Annotated in this window: 13 protein-coding genes, 1 tRNA gene and 2 pseudogenes; 7 read left to right on the forward strand and 9 right to left on the reverse strand. The window is 60.3% G+C overall.

The window, feature by feature from the left end; genetic code table 11:
• Positions 1-109 precede the first annotated feature (109 nt).
• From fdhE to P3T25_RS06025, 4 genes are all read left to right on the forward strand, one after another.
• Complete coding sequence (gene fdhE / locus P3T25_RS06010) at positions 110-1,108, forward strand: formate dehydrogenase accessory protein FdhE (RefSeq protein ID WP_408516515.1); 999 nt, start codon at positions 110-112, stop codon at positions 1,106-1,108.
• A 16-nt stretch (positions 1,109-1,124) separates the two neighbouring features.
• Entirely contained in the window at positions 1,125-2,555 is a 1,431-nt protein-coding gene (gene selA / locus P3T25_RS06015) for an L-seryl-tRNA(Sec) selenium transferase (RefSeq protein WP_408516516.1), read from the forward strand.
• Positions 2,552-4,468 carry a selenocysteine-specific translation elongation factor gene (gene selB / locus P3T25_RS06020; RefSeq protein ID WP_429357705.1) on the forward strand — a complete coding sequence of 639 codons (1,917 nt, stop codon included), beginning with the start codon at positions 2,552-2,554 and terminating at the stop codon, positions 4,466-4,468. Before selA ends, selB begins: the two co-directional genes overlap by 4 nt.
• Before the next feature lie 57 nt (positions 4,469-4,525).
• Positions 4,526-4,621: transfer RNA gene (locus P3T25_RS06025), tRNA-Sec, on the forward strand.
• Positions 4,622-4,702: 81 nt separating this feature from the next.
• On the opposite strand, the gene P3T25_RS06030 is transcribed toward P3T25_RS06025, so the two are convergent.
• The 5 genes from P3T25_RS06030 to P3T25_RS06050 form a co-directional block, all read right to left on the reverse strand.
• Positions 4,703-5,413, reverse strand: a complete 711-nt coding sequence (locus tag P3T25_RS06030) for an ABC transporter ATP-binding protein (RefSeq protein ID WP_154558199.1) — start codon at positions 5,411-5,413, stop codon at positions 4,703-4,705.
• Positions 5,414-5,495: 82 nt separating this feature from the next.
• The gene (locus P3T25_RS06035) at positions 5,496-6,245 is read right to left on the reverse strand and encodes an ABC transporter ATP-binding protein (protein ID WP_154558200.1); all 750 of its coding nucleotides are present in this window, start codon (positions 6,243-6,245) and stop codon (positions 5,496-5,498) included.
• Positions 6,242-7,201, reverse strand: coding sequence for a branched-chain amino acid ABC transporter permease (locus P3T25_RS06040; protein ID WP_168435542.1), 960 nt, complete (start codon positions 7,199-7,201; stop codon positions 6,242-6,244). The genes P3T25_RS06035 and P3T25_RS06040 overlap by 4 nt, the downstream gene beginning before the upstream one ends.
• Positions 7,198-8,067 carry a branched-chain amino acid ABC transporter permease gene (locus P3T25_RS06045; protein ID WP_154558201.1) on the reverse strand — a complete coding sequence of 290 codons (870 nt, stop codon included), beginning with the start codon at positions 8,065-8,067 and terminating at the stop codon, positions 7,198-7,200. The genes P3T25_RS06040 and P3T25_RS06045 overlap by 4 nt, the downstream gene beginning before the upstream one ends.
• A gap of 131 nt (positions 8,068-8,198) precedes the next feature.
• On the reverse strand, positions 8,199-9,461 hold the full coding sequence (locus P3T25_RS06050; protein WP_154558202.1) for an ABC transporter substrate-binding protein: 1,263 nt from the start codon (positions 9,459-9,461) through the stop codon (positions 8,199-8,201).
• Between the two features lie 237 nt (positions 9,462-9,698).
• Here P3T25_RS06050 and P3T25_RS06055 point away from each other — a divergent pair, with 237 nt between their 5' ends.
• Entirely contained in the window at positions 9,699-10,376 is a 678-nt protein-coding gene (locus P3T25_RS06055) for a methyltransferase family protein (RefSeq protein WP_154558203.1), read from the forward strand.
• Between the two features lie 179 nt (positions 10,377-10,555).
• Here the strand turns inward: P3T25_RS06055 and P3T25_RS06060 are convergent.
• Positions 10,556-10,945, reverse strand: a pseudogene (locus tag P3T25_RS06060) (MFS transporter); the annotation flags it as partial.
• Between P3T25_RS06060 and P3T25_RS06065 the strand changes: the two are divergent.
• A pseudogene (locus P3T25_RS06065) lies at positions 10,924-11,058 on the forward strand (glutathione S-transferase C-terminal domain-containing protein); the annotation flags it as partial. The pseudogenes P3T25_RS06060 and P3T25_RS06065 overlap by 22 nt on opposite strands.
• Before the next feature lie 107 nt (positions 11,059-11,165).
• On the opposite strand, the gene P3T25_RS06070 reads toward P3T25_RS06065, so the two are convergent.
• From P3T25_RS06070 to poxB, 3 genes are all read right to left on the reverse strand, one after another.
• Positions 11,166-12,335, reverse strand: coding sequence for an FAD-dependent monooxygenase (locus P3T25_RS06070; RefSeq protein ID WP_429357706.1), 1,170 nt, complete (start codon positions 12,333-12,335; stop codon positions 11,166-11,168).
• A gap of 127 nt (positions 12,336-12,462) precedes the next feature.
• Complete coding sequence (locus P3T25_RS06075) at positions 12,463-13,740, reverse strand: MFS transporter (RefSeq protein WP_429357707.1); 1,278 nt, start codon at positions 13,738-13,740, stop codon at positions 12,463-12,465.
• Positions 13,741-13,784: 44 nt separating this feature from the next.
• Complete coding sequence (gene poxB, locus P3T25_RS06080; RefSeq protein ID WP_154558208.1) at positions 13,785-15,506, reverse strand: ubiquinone-dependent pyruvate dehydrogenase; 1,722 nt, start codon at positions 15,504-15,506, stop codon at positions 13,785-13,787.
• Positions 15,507-17,007: 1,501 nt separating this feature from the next.
• Between poxB and P3T25_RS06085 the strand changes: the two genes are divergently transcribed.
• A complete protein-coding gene (locus tag P3T25_RS06085) occupies positions 17,008-17,829 on the forward strand; it encodes an alpha/beta fold hydrolase (RefSeq protein ID WP_154558295.1) in 822 nt (273 codons plus the stop codon).
• Positions 17,830-17,887 lie beyond the last annotated feature (58 nt).

The following is a 17,887-nucleotide window of genomic DNA, read 5'->3' on the forward strand; positions in this document are numbered from 1 at the left end:
GATCGGCAACAAGCGTGGCGCAATTTGCCACGCACCCCGAGCCGCCGCTCCTGTTCGACGAACTGCGGCGGCTCTTCAGTTTTCAGCGCAGTTTTCAGAGGTCGATACTTTGGTTCAACGCATTCTTGAGGCCGGCGATATCGAATCGCTCGATCACACGGCGATTCCCCGCATCCGTACGCCGGAACGGCTGGCGGTCTTTTCGGCGCGCGCCGCGCGGCTGCGTCAATTGGCGGCGCTCAGCAATCCGATCGCCGGCTATTTGCGTCTGATGGCCGTGCTGGCGGACGCGCAGCAAGCCGTGATCACCGGCTTCAAGGCGAAGCCGCCCAGCGCCGAGTTGATCGCGAGTGCGCAGCAGCATTCCATGCCGCTGATTCCGGCGCTTTCCGGCGTGCGCGATCCGGCGTGGCACGACGTTTTGCTTCAATTGCTCGACAAGGTGCAAGCTGCCGGTTCACTCACACCGCCGCTCGAAGCGCTCCTCGCCAGACTGCGAATACTCGATAAAGTCACTCTCGAAGCCCAGGCCGACGCGATTTTCGCGCAGCGCTTCGAGGAAGTCGATCCGGCGAGCGCGCCGTTCATCATGGCCGCGCTGCAAGTCGTATGGACCGACCTCGCCGCCGACATCGACAAGCGCGACGTGCCGTACATCGAGACGTTAGGCCTGTGTCCGGTGTGCGGATCGCATCCGGTGGCGAGCATGGTGCGCGTGGGCGGTGCGTATGACAATTACCGTTACCTGCAATGCGGCCTGTGTGCGACGGAGTGGCACATGGTCCGCGCGAAATGCTCTAACTGCGATTCGACCAAAGGCATTGCCTATCACGCAGTCGGCTCGCAGGACGCCGATGAGGCCACACGAGAAGCCGATTCGAAGAATGCATCCTTGAAGGCGGAGTCGTGCGACGAATGCCATACTTACCGGAAGATCGGCATTCAGTCGAAGGACTACGATTTCGAACCGTTCGCGGATGATCTCGCCAGTCTCACGCTGGACCTGCTGATGGGAGCGGAAGGTTATCGGCGCGCGTCGCCGCATCCGTGGCTCTGGCCGGAACAGGCCGATCCTGCGGCTGATGATTCTTCCGGCGAATCCGACTGAGAAAGAGGATTGCTTCGTGAGCGATGTAACCGGCTCTGAATTGCGGGCGCTGATGGCGCGCGTGCCGTCGGTGGAAAAGGTGATGGCGTCTGCCGAGTTTGCGGTGTTGCTGACGGAGTTCGGCCGTACGCAGGTGTTGGGTGCTCTGCGTGACGCACTCGACGCCTGGCGCGTCAGCGCGCAATCCGGCGATGCGTCGGTGAGCGCGCTCGATATCGCGCAACTGCGGGCCTCCGTCGAAGCCACGCTGCGCCGGCGCAACGCGGCCCGCTTGCGCAGCGTCTTCAATCTGACCGGCACCGTGCTGCATACCAATCTCGGCCGCGCATTGCTGCCCGACGAAGCGGTGCAAGCCGTCATGAAAGCGCTCACGCAACCGGCCAACCTCGAGTTCGATCTCGGCACCGGCAAGCGCGGTGATCGCGACGATCTGATCGACGAACTCATCTGCGAACTGACAGGAGCCGAAGCGGCGACCGTGGTCAACAACAATGCCGCGGCTGTGTTGCTCACGTTGTCCGCGCTGGCGTCGAAGAAAGAAGTGATCGTGTCGCGTGGCGAGCTGGTTGAAATCGGCGGCGCGTTTCGCATTCCCGACATCATGAGCCGCGCGGGCGCCAGGCTGCGCGAAGTCGGTACCACCAACCGCACGCATCTGAAGGACTACGACGAAGCCATCGGTCCGCAAACCGCGCTGCTGATGAAAGTCCACACGAGCAATTACGCGATCAGCGGATTCACCAAAGAGGTCGGGGTCGACGCCATCGCGCCGCTCGCCCACGCACGCGGTCTTGCCGTTGCGGTGGACCTCGGCAGCGGCACGCTGGTCGATCTGACTCAATGGGGTTTGCCGCGTGAGACGACCGTGCGCGAAACCATCGAAGCCGGCGCCGATCTTGTCACGTTCAGCGGCGACAAACTGCTTGGCGGCCCGCAGGCGGGGTTGATCGTCGGCCGGCGTGATCTGATCGCAAAGATCAAGAAGCATCCCCTCAAACGCGCGCTGCGGGTCGGCAAACTGACGCTCGCGGCATTGGAGCCTGTGCTGCAGATGTATCGTGCGCCGGAAAAACTCGCTGAGCGGCTGACTACACTGCGTTTGCTCACGCGACCGAGCGACGACATCCGGCTTACCGCGCAGCGGGTGCAGCCTGTGTTGCAGCGTGTGGCCGGAGAGCGCTATGTCGTGGAGACCGAGCCCATGTTCAGTCAGATCGGCAGCGGTGCATTGCCTGTCGATGTGCTGCCGAGCTACGGCCTCGTGATCAGGACCGCCGACGGCAAGCGCGGCGGCCGTCAATTGCTCGCGCTCGAGAAGCGCTTGCGCGAGATGGCGCGGCCGGTTATCGGCCGTATCGCGGACGATGCATTGCGTCTCGATCTGCGCTGTCTCGAAGCCGCCGATGAAGCGCAGTTGATCGAGCAACTGAAGGACATGCAGGCATGATCGTAGGTACGGCCGGGCATATCGATCACGGCAAGACGAGTCTGGTGAGAGCGCTGTCGGGCGTCGACACGGATCGACTCAAGGAAGAAAAGGCGCGCGGCATTTCGATCGAACTGGGCTATGCGTACGTGCCGCTCGACAACGGCGACGTGCTCGGTCTGATCGATGTGCCGGGCCACGAAAAGCTCGTCCATACGATGACCGCGGGAGCAAGCGGGATTGATTTCGCGTTGCTCGTGATCGCCGCCGATGATGGCGTCATGCCGCAAACGCGCGAACATCTGGCGATTGTGGAACTGCTCGGCATCAAGCGCGGCGCGATAGCGCTGACCAAGATAGATCGCGTTGATGCTGAGCGGCTGCAGGCAGTGCGTGACGAGGTGACAGCGTTTCTGAGTGGCAGCGTGCTGCAGGACGCGCCCGTGTTTGACACTTGTGCGACGCGTGACGATGATCCTGGCGTGGCCGCATTGAAAGCGCATTTGCACGCAGCGGCAGCAGCGTGGCGCATGAGGCGCGACGACGGTCTGTTCCGTCTCGCGGTCGACCGGGTCTTCACGCTCGCGGGCCAGGGCACGATCGTGACCGGGACCGTTGTGTCGGGACGCGTAGCGGTCGGTGACACGATGCTGCTCGCGCCGAAAAATCAGCCGATGCGCGTACGTAGCATTCATGCGCAGAATCGTCCTGCCGAGACTGGAAGGGCAGGTGAGCGCTGTGCGTTGAATCTGGCGGGCATCGAGAAGAGCGCAATCGATCGCGGCGACTGGATTGTTGATCCACGTTTGTCGGAAGCCTCGGAACGCATCGACGTTATGCTTACGCTGCTCACCGATGCATCGTTGACGCTGGAGCATTGGACGCCGCTGCATGTGCATCTGGGCACGCAGCATCAGGTGGCGCATGTCGCGTTGCTCGATGGCGAGACGCTCGGCGCAGGTCAGCGGGCGCACGTGCAGCTCGTGTTCGAACGGCCGGTGTGCGCCCTTCCTGGCGATCGCTTTGTCGTGCGCAATGCCCAGGCTAATCGCACTGTTGGCGGCGGTCATGTGCTCGATCCGTTTGCGCCTTCGCGCAAGCGTCGCTCGGCTGAGCGGCTGGCGTGGCTCGATGCGATTCAGGTCATGCTCGACACCGGCGCGCTGGATTCGGTTCTGGCAAGGGCGCCGCATGGATTGTCTCGTTCGTTGCTGGAACGACTGATGGGTATGCAGGCGGCCGTGCTCGCGTTGCCATCTGACTCGCGCGTTGTGGAACTGCCCGGCGGTAATGACGCGTTGTTGATCGCCGATGCGTCGTGGCGTGCCTTGAATGAGCGGCTGACCACGACGCTAAGGCAGTACCACGAGCGCTCGCCGGATGAACTCGGTCCGGATGTATCGCGCTTACGGCGGATCGCAGCGCCTCTCGTCGTCGATGCATTGTGGCGCGCGCTAGTCGACGATGCGGCGGCGCGCGGCGAGATCGTCAGACGCGGGCCGTGGTTGCATCTGCCGGACCACGCGGTGACGCTCGACGATGCCGATCGTGCACTCGCGGCGGCGCTGCTGCCGGTGCTGAAAGAGGGACGTTTCGATCCGCCCTGGGTGCGTGATCTGGCAAACGCACACGGCGTATCCGAAGACCGCGTGCGGCAGTTACTGCGCAAACTCGCGCGACAGGGCGAGCTTTTTCAGGTTGTGCGCGACCTCTTTTATCACCATGAGGTGATTCGCGAACTCGCTTTGATTGCAGGTTCCGAAGCACAAAAGAATGGGGGGACGGTTGCGGCCGCACCGTTTCGCGATGTCACTGGGCTCGGGCGAAAACGCGCGATCCAGCTTTTGGAATTCTTCGACCGGGTTGGATATACTCGCTTCCACCGTGGCCTGCATCTGATGCGCACGGATAGTCGTTGGCTCGATCTGATTTGATTCAGTGTTTGAGTTGCAGGGCGTGGTTCAGGTAGTTCAAGTAGTTCAATCACCGTAGGAAGGCATTCGCATCCGGTGGTGCGGCTGGACTTCAAATCCAGTTGAGGGCGTCAGACGCTCTCAGGTCGGTTCGACTCCGGCTGCCTTCCGCCACAACGCTCCCGGAGCTTTTCGGGGCATCTCTTAAGCTTCCACAATCCGCCGATTTAACGATGCTTTGTGCGTATAGGGCGTTTACTGCTCCACGCTGGCACCGGTTAGCGCTCGTACCCGGCTTTCATCGGCGGCGAGCGCGCTCGCGTCTCCCGAATAGACGATGCTGCCATCGTCCAGTACGTAAGCATAATCGGCGATCTCGAGACTCATGCGTGCGTTCTGCTCCACCAGCAGTACCGAAATCCCCTCATCGCGCATCTGCGACACGACTCGAAACACCTCCCGAACGATCAGCGGGGCCAAGCCTTGCGATGGTTCATCGAGAACGAGCAGCCGGGGATTGAGCAGGAGTGCGCGGGCAATCGATAGCATCTCCTGTTCGCCGCCGGATAGTAGCCTTCCGCGGCTGAACTTGCGCTCGGCGAGGCGTGGAAACAGCTCGTAGATCCGCGCGATCGTCCATGGTCCGCCGCGCTCCAGCGGGACCTTCAGATTTTCCTCAACACTGAGATTAGCGAAGATTCTTCGCCCCTCGGGCACGTAGCCGACGCCGCTCGCGGCGATCTGGAAGGTCGGCCAGCGCGTGGTATCCGCCCCGAAGATCGTCACGCGCCCCTGGCGCGCGGGCGTCAAACCCACGAGGGTACGCAGGGTCGTGGTCTTGCCGGCTCCATTGCGACCGAGCAATGCCGTGATCCGGCCTTCCGCAACCTCCAGACTCACGCCATTCAGGATATGGCTCTTGCCATAGTAGGTATGCAGCCCTGCGGCGGTGAGGGCGGCGTTCATTTGAGCCCCCACGTTCGGCACTTCGTGTCCTCGTTGCCCCCCGAGGGAGTGCGAGCTTGCTTGGAGCGGTTCGGCGCGGCGCTCATGCTGTGTTACCCAGATAGGCGGCCTGTACGGCCTCGCTGGAAGCGATCTCATCTGGCGAGCCTTCGGCGAGGAGGCTTCCCTGGTCGAGCACCGTGATGCGATCGGCCAGATGAAAGACCACGCGCATGTCATGCTCGATCAGCACGATGGTGAAGTTGCCCTCGCTGTGCAGACGGCGCACGAGCTGCGTAATCTCGTGAGTCTCCTGATCGCCCATGCCGGCGGTGGGCTCGTCGAGCAGCAGCAGGTGCGGCCGCAACGCCAGCGCCATCGCGATCTCGGCAACCCGCTGGTCGCCGTGCGGCAGCTCTCCGACCAGCCGGTGCGATTTGCCGGCAAGACCCGTGAGCTCGAGCGCCTCCTCGACGTGACGACGAACTCGCGCCCGCTCGGTGCTGCTGATCCACGGGCGCAGGCGAAAACCCTCCGTCACCTCCGCACTGATGCGCACGTTCTCGAATACCGTCAGCTCGGGAAAAATCTCGGTGATCTGGAACGTGCGGGCGATGCCGGCCGCCACGCGCCGATACGCAGGAAGCGCTGTGATGTCGACTCCGTCGAACACGATCGTACCCATGCTCGGCGGGAAAAAGCCGCTGATGAGATTGAAGAAGGTGGTCTTGCCGGCGCCGTTCGGCCCAATCACAGCGCGCAGCTCGCCCTTCTCGACGGCGAGCGATACGTCGCGCACCGCGGCGAGGCTGCCGAAGCGCTTGCTGACGCGCTTGACTTCGAGCACGCTCATGAGTCGCTCCTGCGCTGAATGAAGCCGAGCAGCCCGCGCGGGAAAAACAACACGATCGCGACGAACAGCATGCCGACGAACGACATCCAGTTGACCGTGATGCTCGAAAGATAGTCCTGCAGCACGACAAATACCGCGGCGCCGAGCAGCGGCCCCCACAAGCTGCGCATGCCGCCCATGACCGCCATCATCACGAAATCGCCCGACTGGCTGTAATGCAGCCCGCGCGGATCGGCGAAGTTGTTCAGGAGAGCGTAGAGCGCACCGGCGAACCCCATAAAGAAGCAAGACAGCGTAAAGGCGATCCAGATATGCCGATCGACGGGAATGCCGAGAAAGCGAGCACGCCGCTCATTTTCGCGGATCGCGATCATGGTGCGCCCGAACGGGGAGCGCAGGATGAAACCCATCACGCCGATTGCCAGCGCAAGGCAAAACAGCACGAAGTAGTAGAACGCGTTGGCGTTCGACAGGATGTCGATCCGGGCGAAGCCGAGATCGAGCGGCTGGCGCGAAAAGCCGCGCAAGCCGTCGTCGCCGCCGGTGACGGAACTCCATTGGAAGGCGATGTAGTAGAAGACCTGCCCGAACGCGATGGTGACCATCGCGAAGTAGACGCCGCGTCGCCGTGCGATGAGCGCGCCCAGCAGTGTGCCGGCAATGCCGCCGAGCAGCGTGCCGCACAGCAGCGCGAGTGGTGTGCTCGGCGCGAGAAACTTCAGCGCGAGTCCTGCGCCGTAAGCGCCGAGCCCGAAATACGCCGCGTGTCCAAAGGACAGCACGCCGGTGAAGCCGAGCAGGAAGTTGACTGACATGGCCGCCAGTCCGAGCACGAGCACGCGGGTGCCGAGCGCGGTGTAGCCGCCGAGCAGCGGCATCCAGTAGGGCGCCAGCAAGAGCACAGCCCAGAGTGCTGCGATGACGACGAGCCGGGGAGGGTGGAGGTAGTCGCTCACGTCATCATGCCTTCTTCGCCGAGCAGGCCGCGCGGCCGGATCAGCAAAACCACAGCCATCAGCACGTACATGATGGCCTCGCTTGCCGCAGGGAGGAACACCGCGGTGATGCCCGAGGCCACGCCGATCAGCAAGCCGCCGAGCAGTGTACCGGTGAGGCTGCCAACCCCGCCGACGATGATGGCGATGAAGCTCGGCATCAGGAGGCCGGTTCCCATTGTCGGCTCCAGCCCGAGTTGGCCCGCGGCCAGCACGCCGCTCAGACCGGCGAGATAGATGCCGACGGCGAAATTGAGCGCGCGCAGCCTGCCCACGTTGATGCCGAGCGCCGCGACGGTCTCGAGGTCGAGCGTGCCGGCGCGGATGCGTATGCCGAGCCGGCTGTAGCGTAACAGCATGAAGAGCAGTGCAACCGCGATGGTTACAGTGCCGACCATGAACAGGCGGTAGCCGGTAATAAAGAAGAGTTCGTTGCTCAAGGGCTGAGCCAGCGCGGGCGGAATGCTCACGGGCTTGCCCTGCGCACCCCAAATGAAGCGGGTGCCGTCCTCGATCATGAAGGCAAGGCCGAACGTCAGCAGCAGGCTGTAGAGCGGATCGCGCCCATAGACTCGCCGGATCAGCACGCGCTCGACTGCGAGACCGATGACGGCCGTGCATAGCGGCGCGATCAACAATGCGCCCCAGAACCCGACATATGGCGTGATCGTATAGGCAATGTAACCGCCGATCACGAGAAAGCCGCCATGGGCGAAGTTGATCACGTTGCTCAAGTTGAGAATGAGCGACAGGCCAAGCGCCATCAGCACGTAAAACGCACCGATGATCAGCCCGTTGGTGATGTTGAAAAGGAGTAGTTGAGTCATCGGCCGCTCATGTCCAGACGCAACCCGTGCATGAGCCGCGTCGGGCAGCCTGGGTCGCTGTGTTGCCACGCATGCGTGTCAGGTTCATGGCGACGGCTGCCGGCACTACCGCGCGGACATTGTCTTCGGGATCAGGCCGGCCACTGCAGATTGCAGCCGGTCGCAGCCTCGGGCGGCGCAGTCTTGTCGCCGGCGACCACGCGTTCGACACGGAACAGATCCTCCGGGTCGCCCGCCGGCTGAGACAGAGCTTCGCCGACAAACGCCGAGGTCATCAGCTGGTGGTCTCCCTTGCGGTAATAGCATTTGTTGGGCTGCAGCTTAACGTCGTCCGCGAGTTCAAACCCGCCGAGCGCCTCGGCGAGTTTCTTCGCATCGAGGCTCTTTTCCTTGTTGGCGACCGCGGCGAGCGTATGAACCGACGTGTAGCCGAACCAGTGGCGTGCAGTGGGGACTTTGCCGCCGTTCATCTTGCGGATGTCGGCGACGAACTTCTCGACGCCCGGGACACCCGGCTGCTTCCAGTACCACTCGAACATCCAGAATCCGACGCGCGCCTCCGGCGGCATCGCCTCGAGCGATTCAAGCTCCTGCTGAAGCCCGGCAACGTGGATCTGCTTGCCGATGCCGAACTGCGCGATCTGCTTCAGGCAGTTGACCATGTCGGAACCTTGCGGCAGCACCAGCAGAACATCGGGGTTGGCGGCGCGCGCCTTGATCAGGTACGCAGAGAAATCGGTCGTGCCGAGCGGCGTGAGCTCGTTGCCGGTCATCGTGCCGCCGAGCTTTTGCAAATCCGCCAGCGCGGCCTTCTGCAGCGTATGGCCGAAGGCGTAGTCCGGCGTAATGAAATGCCACTTCTTGCCGTATTTGGTGAAGAGGAGGTCGGCGACCGCGTTGGCCTCCATGCTTGTCGTATTGCAAACGCGAAATACGTTCCACTTGCAGTCGCTGCCGGTGATCGTGTCGGTGTGGCCGCCCGAGACGATGTGCAACACCTTCTTCTCGTTGGAGACCTGGGCGATTGCCTGAGCGATGCCGGAATTCACGTCCCCGATCAGAAACGTGACCTGATCACGTTCGATTAGCTTGCGCGCCTTCTGCACGCCGGTACCGACGTCGTTCGCCGAGTCTTCCACGAGCAGCTCGATGGGGCGCCCGAGAATGCCGCCGTTGGCATTGATCTGTTGCACGGCGAGCCTCGCACCCATCACTTCATTCTGTGCAACTGCAGCATAAACACCGGTCAATGGATCGACCATGCCGATGCGCAGCGGTGTCTCGCCGCGTGCCTTGATGATGAAGGGCGAGGCGAGCTGCAACGCCGCTGCAGCAGCGGCCCCCTTGAGCACCGTGCGGCGACTAACGGCGCGGATATGACCCGGAGTTTTCATAGGGGTTCTCCCTGATTTATTCACGTCGAACCGGTCAAACGCCTGAATCCTGAACCGACGCGTGAGCATCATCGGTCAGCACAATCTTGATCCTGTTAGATGGGATCTACAAGATATCGTTTTGCCTCCCTCTGGCTTCCAGTTTGGGACACGTACGAACGCTAAAATCACTGAGGACGAAAAGTTGAAGATTGTCGACGCTATGGTGATGATTCTCGAGTACGGGAAAATTGTGCTATGAAAAATCTTAACGTAAGGACATGGCTCGCACTTGCCGTCCTCGCCGTTGTAATGGGCCTTCTACTGTTCGTCCCCGCGGGGACCGTTCACTATTGGGAGGCATGGGTGTACTTATTGATCTTCACAGGCGCATCGATCCTCATTACGCTCTATCTCACGCGAAAGGATCCGGCGCTTCTTGCGCGTCGGATGAGCGGCGGTCCGACGGCGGAGAAGCAACCCGCTCAGAAGTTCATCATGCTGTGTACGTCAATCGCCTTCATAGCCCTTCTTGTCGTGCCCGCGTTTGACCATCGCTTTGGTTGGTCCACCATGCCACTCGAAGGTGTGATGGCGGGGGACGTGCTCGTAGCGATTGGTTTTTTTCTGATTTTCCTCGTGTATCGAGAAAACACGTTCACTTCAGCAATCATCGAGGTCGCTGAGAATCAGACGGTTATTTCGACCGGGCCCTATGCAGTCGTTCGCCACCCGATGTACGCGAGTGCATCCCTGTACCTTCTCGGCACACCGCTAGCGCTAGCCTCGTATTGGGGGTTTGTGTCAATCGCCGCGATGATGCCATTTCTAATATGGCGGCTTATTGACGAGGAACGCTTCCTTGCCAGGAATCTGTCCGACTATACCGCATACCAGAAACGAGTCCGGCATCGTCTTGTACCATTCGTGTGGTAGTCGAGTCGGGTGCCCTGAGGCGTGCAGTTAAGCACTAGGTCTTTGCCTCTATCAACAAGGCATGGGGGCAGCTCAGGTAGTTGCGCCAGAAGTCTTCATCGCCCACGCTGGCCCCGGTTTCAGACAAGCTGGGATGAATCCACCGAATCGTGTTGAAACCTGCCTCGCGCAAAGCGCGCTCATGCACCAGGCGCGACCACGCCGCCCGCGAACGGTCCAAGCCCCAGTCCTACAATGTTCATGATCGAGCCAACCAGCGCGGCGCGTTTGACTTCCCATGCCGGTTCAAGCGCGACCCGTCCCGCGGTTGCGGCACTTGAAGCAATGCCGGCGGCTATGCCGATAGCGAAGCGGCCGATCGCGAGAACAGCGAGAGAGTGGGCAACGGCCGAAGTGAGGAGACCGGCCAGTAATAACACCACGGCGATTCTCAGCGCATGGACGAACCCGACGTGGTCGCTCAGATGTCCCAGCAGAAGAAGGGCGATCAACGCACCGCCCATGTAGCTTGAGTAGACGATGGTGACGCCACCCGACGTGATGCCCAATGCGTGTTCGTACAGTGGATAAAGAGGGTTGGCAAGTGGGGCGCCTTTTCGAGGTGCTCGACCGGCGGCTTGGCGCTAATCGCTTCGTCGTGGGCGACACGTACACAATTGCCGATATGGCTATATTTCCGTGGGTTACTTTCTCGAAAAGGAAGATGCAAGGAAGGGCTGTCCGCCCTCCCAAATCTGCGTCGGTGGGAAGAGGAGGTCCGGCGGTGCCCAGCAACCATTCAAACCTGTCTCATTGCGGCTCATCTGTCCACGGAGAGGAGGCATTGACTATACCGGCGCCTCCCAACCCGAAGGACGCGGCTAGTTTCGGCCCTTTCGTGAGTAGGCGGCCGACTGCGTCACGTCGGGCTGCGGCCCATAGTGCGAGTACTTCCTTCACGTGCAATTCGGTGTCAGTCGATAAGGCTTCGGCCAGTGCAACGGCGTCATCTGCTGCTTTCGACGTGCCAGAAGCGGTGTGGGGGCGGACTGTGCAGGCGGCATCCCCAATCAACGCGATTCGTCCGACAGAGAAGCTAGGGCTTAATGCATCGCGTATCGATTGGAAGAAAGGTGCCCGCGTCTCGCGGACAAGTTGCTGGAATATAGCGGGGAGATGTCGGGATGCCAGTTCGCACAGCTCCTCGAATGATTCGGCAGACAGATGGCCGGGACTAATAGAGGCATGATGCTGGTGTCCGTGATCATCCGTTAGATGTCGGTGCATCGCCGCAACATCGGGTTCATTTCGATACCAGAGCCAGTTGAAACGCCGTCTACCTGGCTTCAGTGATCCGTCGAGGCCGGGAATCAGGAATGCCATGAACATATGTCCGGGATCTCGGAACATGGTGAAGTTATTCGTGAGCGCCTCGACTTCCAGCGGTGAAAAGGCTGATTCATCAACAATGCCTCGCCAGGCGACGTATCCTGCGAAGCTTGACTCGTAGTTTGGGAAAAGCTGCGCCCGCGTGCGAGAGCCGATTCCGTCTGCTGCGACGAGAATATCGGCGCGTACGCTTTCTCCATGGTCGAAATTAATCTCAATCGTTTCGTCATACTCAGTAAATCCTGCGACTTCTCGTCCGTACGAAATCCTGTCTTTCGACAGCATGGCGCAGAGCGACCGATATACGGTGTCCCAGGAGGAGAACGGAAGTTTCTCAGGCTCCTCGGTTAGGACATTCCCATTTATGTCGATACGCCGTCGCATGATCGTTGGCACGCTGATCATTTGCTGAGTGTAGTGGCCATGCTGTTCAAGGAACTTCATCATGTGACGCAGCACAGCAACACCACCGCCTCTCCCGCGCAGCGGGACGTCGGAACGTTCGTACACGTGCACGTCGTGTCCGATGCAACTGAGCGTGAGCGCGCTCGAAAGACCCGCAATTGATCCACCAGCGATGACGATTTTCATAGGTTAAAGGATCTGAAATATGGGGGGCCCCGCCCACGGAACACCGCAGAGACGGTTGCTGTCTGCGCTAGATGGCACACATGCCAGCGCCGCGGACTCCACTATTTGACAAAGCCAGGCGCTGCAATCAGGCGTTGCCTGCACTAGCACTGGCCTGTTTGAAGGCGTGGCCCGTCTCAGGGAGCATCAGCGACACAAGCAGTGCCAGAGCAATGGTCCCCACCCAGAACAACCCGGAGTCACGGAAATGCGCGACCACGTCGGTTCCCGTCAAACCGAGTGACTTGCCGATGCTGAAGGCAAACACCGATCCAAGCACCGCCGTCACGAGGAACGTGATGAAATTGATGCCACCGGTGGCGCTCCCCTTGACGTGATCGGGATTGACCTCCTTGATGATCGTGTAAGGGATCATCGCGGCCCCCGACGCAATGCCCAGAACCAGCAGGGTGAGCCAGGCGGGTACAAGTGCCGACGCGAACGAAAGCTGGATGCCACACACAAGCATCAGGGCCGCGCCACCGATCAATGCGGGCTTGCGACGCTTCATTGCATCCGCAATCCAGCCGAGAAGCGGGCAGCCGATCACCCAGCCCAAGGGCACCATCGAGGCCGCAAACACTGCGCTTTGATAGCCGAACCCCCGGTCCTCCTGGAAGAGACGGACACCCCACACCATGTCACCAATGGTCGTCGGCGCAAACAACAACCCCGTCGCCAGACCGCACAAATACGATTGTGGGTTGGAGAACACGACTTTATAGGGGGCGAGCACGCCGCTGATGCCGCTCGTTTCGGGAGCATGTCCTTGCTCTCGAGGAGCAAGCACCACAAGTGCCGCGCCGGTTGCGATCACGAGAGCACCCAACAGGACCCAGAATCCGCTAACCGATAACACACTATGGATCATCGGACCCACGGTCAGTTGGCCGAGCGAGCCACCCAGCATTCCGACGCATTGCGTCACACCGATTGCGGTTGCCAGCCGCTGCGCCGAAAAACCGTGTGCGGCCAGGTAGACCGCCCCAGTAAATGCAAACGCTGAGCCTGCGCCCTGACACAGTCTACCGACCGTCCCCGCGAGCTCATTGGGTACCGCAAACAACAAACACCCCAGCCCCAGAGCGATCATGCCAGCGGGTACGACATGTTTCGCGCCAAAGCGGTCGAGCAACACGCCCGCGACCAGGCTGGCACTGGAGTACGTGTAGTAGTAAACGCCGAGAATGGAACTCAAACCAAGCGCGCTGACGCCAAATGCGTGCGAGAGCTCCGGGATCATGACCGCTGGTGCGGAGCGTCCGGCGTACTCCAGGAAATAAAAAATCGTGGCGCAGGCCCAGGCAACCGCGAAGGCCCGGGACGTTCTTTTTGCGGCATCGACTGACGATAGCGAAATGGACATAGCAATTCCTTCAATTCAGGAGGCCGGCGGGGTGGCGATAGGGATCAGCGATCGAATGCTGTTCGTGCGAGTTCCACGATTTCACTGGCCTGAGCATTCAACACAGCCTTCATCATCCAGACGCTGAATCCCTTGGCCTGGTCCACCGTGATCTTCGGTGGCATGACCAGTTCAAGCGGATCAGTGACGACGTCGATCAGAGCGGGGCCGTCGTGTGCAAACGCCTCCTTGATCGCATCGCCAAGCAGGGCCGGGTCCTCAACGCGAACGCCATGGATGCCCATCGCCTGCGCAACTTTGGCGAAGTCCGGATTGTCCAGATGCGTGCCGACCGGCAGGAAACCTCCGGCCTTCATTTCAATATCGACAAATCCGAGCAGACCATTATTGAAAACGACGATCTTGATGGGCAGTTTCGACTGGCGCAGCGTCAGCAGGTCGCCCATGAGCATCGTGAAACCACCGTCGCCCGACATCGATATCACCTGGCGATCAGGGAATGCGGTCTGCGCGCCAATCGCTTGAGGCATTGCATTAGCCATCGAACCGTGAAGGAACGAACCAAGCAGCCTGCGCTTGCCGTTGACGCGGAGATAGCGCGCCGCCCAGACCGTAGGCTCGCCGACGTCGCAGGTCACAATCGCGTCCTCGGCGGCCGTGTCGCTGATGATCTTCGCGACCAGTTGAGGATGGATGCGACGATGCCTGGAGGTGCCGAGTGCAAGCGCATCAAGACCCGCACGCGCCTCCTTGTAGTGATCGAGCGCAACCTGCAGGTGCGAGTCATCCGTTTTCTCGTCTAGCTGCTCGAGCAACCGGGTTACGGTGTCCTTGACCTCTCCGATCACGCCGAGTTCAAGACGGCAGCGCTTGCCGAGATTCTCGCCCCGGATGTCCACCTGAGCGATCCGTGCGTGCTCCGGATAGAATTGCCGATAAGGGAAGTCGGTGCCGAGCATCAGCAGCGTGTCGCATGCGCCCATGGCATGGTAGCCAGATGAGAAACCGATCAGACCGGTCATCCCGACGTCATAGGGGTTATCCCATTCAACGTGTTCCTTGCCTCGAAGCGCATGGACAACGGGTGCCTTAAGCCTGGCGGCCAGCGCGACGACCTCGTCGTGCGCGCCGGCGCAGCCCGCTCCGCAGAATAGCGTCACATTGTTGCTGTCGTTGAGCAGATCGGCCAGTGCCTTGATGTCGCCATCTTGAGCCACACACTTCGGCGTGCGAGGAATCAGATTCGCTGAGGGTTGTTGTGCGCCCGCTTCGCGCAGTGCAATGTCCCCGGAAATGACGATGACCGCGACACCCCGCTTTGTCACCGCCTCACGGATCGCTGTTTCGACAATACGCGGCACGTGCGCAGCATCCGTGACCAGTTCCACATAGTGGCTGCATTCCTTGAACAGGATTTGCGGGTGGGTCTCCTGAAAATACCCCGAGCCTGTCTCCGTGCTCGGGATGTGCGCGGCGATCGCGACGACCGGCACCCGGTTGCGATGGCAGTCGAACAGCCCGTTGATCAGGTGTAGATTGCCGGGTCCGCAACTACCCGCGCAAACCGCCAGTTCGTCTGTGAGTTGGGCATCCGCACCAGCGGCGAATGCCGCCACCTCTTCGTGGCGCACTGCCATCCACTCGATTTTCTCGCGCGTGCGTAGCGATTCGGTGATGCCGTTAAGAGAATCACCGACCAGTCCATAAATTCTTCTGACGCCTGCTGCCTCGAGTGTCTCGACTAGTCGTTCAGCTACAGTAACCATGATTGAACTCCTTTTGCGGTTTCAGTTGAACGCGGGTTGCGTCCAGATTTTCTGCATTTAGGTGTATTTCATTGAATATAGCGAATGGCAGATGTCGGGTGAATCGTGCAGGTGTACAGGAGATATGAATGGTAGTTTGACTGCACCATACTTAGGTATGGTGCGGCTTGATCGAACTCGAAAGTGCGTTCATGCGTTCGAGCGCAACGTTAAGGTTACGTTAAGGCTGATTCGTTCAGAATCGGTGCAACGTTTCGGCGTCAAAATTCGATATTGGAGGATTTCCATGCGTAGGTTTTATCAGATTGCTACTGTCTTTACTTTGATCGTTACCTCAGTCGGTACCGCGTCGGCAGCGGCGCCGCAGCCCGGTTACGTAACGACCGTTCAACTGCACGACGGCAGGCGCGTGACATGCTCCGTCAATGAACCGGCATCAATACCATCGCTTTCAAACGACCAGCAAGCGTTGACCGCCAGAGAACGAAACGAGGCAGAAATCGTTGCTACGGCTGCCCTCCGGAGAATCCCCAAAAATCGGGGCGAGGCTGACATGACGGTCGTGCAATGCTCATAAGGAGAGCGCACGGAGCGTGCCGAGGTCGTCACCGATGACCTGACCGGGCAAGGGCACGCTGATCCGTGCGATAGTGATGCGGCAATGGCGTTGCGTTCGGCAGAAGAACCCCACGCATTAACATGCGGAACATGAGTTCTGAGTCAATCGACCGCCGCATCATGATGCCATCAGAGGACCTGGCCGAATGGAGTGCCGGCGTGACCGGCCGTCCGGGGTTTCATTGCTTCAGCGCTGCCACATAAGCGGAAACAGACGCAATCTCGTCGTCGCTCAACAGCGGAACGATCAGACTCATCAACTTCCCCTTGCCTCCACGCGTTCCGCTCTTCCATGCATGGAGTTGTGTTTCGACATACTCTTCATGCTGGCCCGTGATGCGGGGAAATCAGGCTCGATACCGGCTCCCGTTGCACGATGACATGAAATGCACGCTGGCGCGCCATTCGTGCCACCGTGTGCATTTGCCGTTCGTCTGACCTGGTTATATCCAGGTATGAAAGAGGACAGGCGCCCGCCTGGGAAGGCGCAAAGCCGTTACGTGGCACCAGGCCGGGCCAGCGGTACATCATCCGGGACGTGAATCGGCGTGATAATACATTTAAGAATGTTTAAGACCGCCGTCAGGACTTTTAGCTCTTCAGTCTCCTAATCTGTTGATCAGTCGTGATGCCGCGTCGGTATGAGGCCGGCGCGCCACGTCGTGTACGCGAAAAATAACTCGCCAATGGCGTCGTAAACGATAAGGAAGTCAAAATGACCACTGGAACCGATAAAGAAATCCCTTCCGCGTCACGTCGCAACATGTTAATGGCCGGAGCCGGCGCGGTTGCGGCGGCGGTCATCCCTGCTGTTGCCAACGCCGCAGGCACTGCATCGGGCAGCAAAACCGGCAATCATCTTGCACATACAGGAGCACGATCCATGAACTTCGTTACTACCAGGGACGGCACACAGATTTTCTACAAGGATTGGGGCTCGGGCCACCCAGTCGTGTTCTCCCATGGCTGGCCACTCGATGCCGATGCCTGGGACTCGCAAATGTTGTTTCTGGTGCAGAAAGGCTATCGAGTGATCGCTCACGATCGCCGGGGGCACGGCCGCTCGAGTCAAACCGCGCACGGCAACGACATGGACACCTACGCGGACGATCTTGCTGCTGTCATCGATGCGCTCGATCTGAAGGGCGTCACGCTCGTCGGCCATTCCACGGGTGGTGGAGAGATCTCTCACTACGTTGGTCGGCATGGAACAAAACGTGTTGCCAAAATGGTCCTGATCGGTGCAGTGCCGCCTATTATGCTGAAGACCGAAGCAAATCCGACGGGGCTGCCCATGTCGGTCTTCGACGGTATTCGCGCCAATACCGCGAGCAATCGGTCGCAGTTCTTCAAAGACCTTGCAGTGCCTTTCTACGGCTATAACCGGCCCAATGCAAAAGTCCAGCAAGGTGTGATCGACGAGTTCTGGCGCGAAGGGATGATGGGGTCGGTACTTGGTCAATACGAGTGCATCAAGCAGTTCTCCGAGGTCGACTACACGCCGGATCTCAAGAAGATCGATGTTCCGACGCTGATCCTGCATGGCGATGACGATCAGATCGTGCCGTTGGATGACTCCGGGCGTAAGTCCGCGGAGATCATCAGGAACGCCACGCTCAAGGTCTATCCGGGCGCACCTCACGGCATGTGCACGACGGAAGCGGATCGCGTCAACGCCGATCTTCTTGCATTCCTCCAGTCGTAAGCTTGACGCTTGGCGAAGCCGATCAAGGCTAAGCACAGAGTGATGCTGCCGGCGTTCT

Source organism: Paraburkholderia sp. GAS32 (assembly GCF_050434225.1).
In the GTDB taxonomy this organism is placed as follows: Bacteria; Pseudomonadota; Gammaproteobacteria; order Burkholderiales; family Burkholderiaceae; genus Paraburkholderia; species Paraburkholderia madseniana.

Bases quoted from the DNA above. Each gene is read 5' to 3' on its own strand.
- selB (WP_429357705.1), top strand. From the start codon at position 2,552: ATGATCGTAGGTACGGCCGGGCATATCGATCACGGCAAGACGAGTCTG.
- P3T25_RS06030 (WP_154558199.1), bottom strand. From the start codon at position 5,413: ATGAACGCCGCCCTCACCGCCGCAGGGCTGCATACCTACTATGGCAAG.
- P3T25_RS06035 (WP_154558200.1), bottom strand. From the start codon at position 6,245: ATGAGCGTGCTCGAAGTCAAGCGCGTCAGCAAGCGCTTCGGCAGCCTC.
- P3T25_RS06045 (WP_154558201.1), bottom strand. From the start codon at position 8,067: ATGACTCAACTACTCCTTTTCAACATCACCAACGGGCTGATCATCGGT.
- P3T25_RS06050 (WP_154558202.1), bottom strand. From the start codon at position 9,461: ATGAAAACTCCGGGTCATATCCGCGCCGTTAGTCGCCGCACGGTGCTC.
- P3T25_RS06055 (WP_154558203.1), top strand. From the start codon at position 9,699: ATGAAAAATCTTAACGTAAGGACATGGCTCGCACTTGCCGTCCTCGCC.
- P3T25_RS06070 (WP_429357706.1), bottom strand. From the start codon at position 12,335: ATGAAAATCGTCATCGCTGGTGGATCAATTGCGGGTCTTTCGAGCGCG.
- P3T25_RS06075 (WP_429357707.1), bottom strand. From the start codon at position 13,740: ATGTCCATTTCGCTATCGTCAGTCGATGCCGCAAAAAGAACGTCCCGG.
- poxB (WP_154558208.1), bottom strand. From the start codon at position 15,506: ATGGTTACTGTAGCTGAACGACTAGTCGAGACACTCGAGGCAGCAGGC.
- P3T25_RS06085 (WP_154558295.1), top strand. From the start codon at position 17,008: ATGAACTTCGTTACTACCAGGGACGGCACACAGATTTTCTACAAGGAT.